This window comes from Pseudoalteromonas sp. SR45-5 (assembly GCF_014163565.1).
GTDB lineage: Bacteria > Pseudomonadota > Gammaproteobacteria > Enterobacterales > Alteromonadaceae > Pseudoalteromonas > Pseudoalteromonas distincta.
Genome location: NZ_JACJDN010000632.1, coordinates 1 through 2,251 on the forward strand (window position 1 = coordinate 1; position 2,251 = coordinate 2,251).

Below are 2,251 nucleotides of genomic sequence, written 5' to 3' on the forward strand. Positions count from 1 at the left end.
TGTCATAAATTAACACGCAACTAATTAGTAATATTCTCTAGATGGCGTTAGAATACCCTTAATTCAAGCCATATTCAGCAAAATTTGTATAAACATGACATTATCAAACAAACAAAAGCAGTTTTTAAAAGGTCAGGCACATAGCCTCAAGCCTGTAGTTTTACTAGGTTCTAACGGTTTAACCGAAGGCGTAGTAGTCGAAATTCAAAGTGCATTAGAAATTCACGAATTAATCAAAGTTAAAGTTCCAACTGATGATCGTGAAACAAAAGCACTTATTTTTGAAGCAATCGTACGTGAAACTGGTGCGACTAAGCTACAAACGATAGGTCACACTATTGTGCTTTATCGTCAAAGTGTTGAGAAAAAAATACATTTACCACGTAACTAATTAATCCTATTTAAAGGATTTAGTACGTTTAAATTAAAAAACCAGCTTAATGCTGGTTTTTTGTTATATAACACTTTTTAATTTAAAAGCTCATTGTATGGTGCGTTACATCATAATCAGTGCCATTACTTCTGGGCTTATTATGCAATATAAAATACTGAGTAAATTGTGTCTCACTCATAGCTGGCACTTTTTCATTGGAGAGTAGTTCAGCCAGTTGCGGCGTCGTATTACTGTGCCCAATAACAACAACTACACCCTTTAGTTTGAGTAACTCATTTTTTAAATCACCTAGCTCACCTGCGTTATACACATTTAATTTGGTATTAAAATGTGCCTGCAAAGGTGCGGCTGTCTGCAACGTGCGTTTATAGTTGCTGCTAAAAAGATGTATATTTTGATGTTCTTTAAACAAAGTAACTAAATTATTTGCACGTGCCTTCCCCTCTTCTGAGAGCGCTGGGTTTTTCCCCGTTAACTTTTCGCTATGACGAAACAAATATACCTCGTCAGGTGCGGCAAATGCCAAACTACAATTAAATGACAAGGCTAAAAAAGTGATTGCTAATATTATTTTATTCATATTTTTTTACCTCGTTTGTATTCTAATAGCCTGTCGATAAATTCAGTTGTTAATTCATTTATTACGCCGGTTTCAGCATTAACGATTAAACTAAAACCAACATTTAATTGGGGAAACACAACCACATCGCTTCTATATCCTTGCACCCAGCCACTATGATAGTAAAGCGTTTCATCAGCGTAATTATAAACCCGCCAACCTAGTCCGTAATAAGCCTCATTAAGGTGTTTTTTCCACACCCTGCGATGCATTTCTTTTTTTGTATGTGTATAAGGACGCGTTTGCTTTGCTAGAGTATCCAATGACAAAACATCAGGGTATTGCCCTAGCTGGGCTTTTAACCAAATGGCCATGTCATTTGCGCTTGCGTTTACACCCGCTGCAGGTCCCACTTTATAATAATTTTTTTTAAGCTTAGCGCTATACCAACGTTTTGTACCGCGCACGTGTGGTAATGCGTAATTTTCATCCTGAACCATAGATTCAAAACCTAAGCTGGCATCACTCATTTTTAAAGGCGCAAAAATAGTTTCTCGTAACCACTGCGCGTAACTTTTACCACTGCTTTGTAATATCACATTACCTATAAGGCTAAACATAACATTTTGATAACCGTAACATTCGCCTGGTTTGCAAATAGGTTTAACACTAAGTAATTTTTCAACAATACTGGGGTAATCCATACGAGACTCTATCAAATTATCGTACGCATTAGGCACTAACCCACTTGCATGACTTAGAAGGTGAAATACCTTTAAATCATCTTGATAAACAGTCCCTTTGAACTCAGTTATGTAATCGCTAACAGCTTTATCTAATTTAAGTAAACCCTCATTGGCTAATTTAGCTGATAACGAGCCTGCAAATGTTTTAGAAACAGACGCGAGCCTAAACCGGGTATGCTTATTTACTTTTTGTCCATTTCGGGTTTTAGTTACACCCATGGTGTGGATGTAGTCTGAGTTGTTTGTACTTACAATCGAAAGTGCAGCGCCTGGTATACCTTTATTTTTCAGTTTTTTTTGCGCATAACGGCCGTACTTTTTTACAAATGCATCCCAATCAGGATCTGCTTTTGCTGCAAAACTCACAGAGCTAAACAACAAACACAAAGCAGGTAGGCTATACAATAAAGATTTGAGATACTTCATTTTTATAAATTTTATCTTTTTAACTACATCTATGTAGATAATATCATGAAGTTTTGTTTGGACTAACGTACAATACGACGATTATTTGGTTTTTAGTGAGTGTTTAGTACTTATGCGTTTTTTAGT

General features: G+C 36.1%; 3 protein-coding genes. 1 reads left to right on the forward strand and 2 read right to left on the reverse strand.

Annotated elements, in window-relative coordinates; genetic code table 11:
• The first annotated feature begins 94 nt into the window (after positions 1-94).
• On the forward strand, positions 95-391 hold the full coding sequence (yhbY, locus tag H5072_RS17320; protein ID WP_002963153.1) for a ribosome assembly RNA-binding protein YhbY: 297 nt from the start codon (positions 95-97) through the stop codon (positions 389-391).
• 82 nt (positions 392-473) lie between these two features.
• On the opposite strand, the gene H5072_RS17325 is transcribed toward yhbY, so the two are convergent.
• Both H5072_RS17325 and H5072_RS17330 read right to left on the reverse strand, forming a co-directional pair.
• Positions 474-974, reverse strand: coding sequence for a histidine phosphatase family protein (locus tag H5072_RS17325; protein ID WP_002963152.1), 501 nt, complete (start codon positions 972-974; stop codon positions 474-476).
• Positions 971-2,125, reverse strand: a complete 1,155-nt coding sequence (locus tag H5072_RS17330; protein WP_182694255.1) for a serine hydrolase — start codon at positions 2,123-2,125, stop codon at positions 971-973. Before H5072_RS17330 ends, H5072_RS17325 begins: the two co-directional genes overlap by 4 nt.
• Positions 2,126-2,251: the final 126 nt, after the last annotated feature.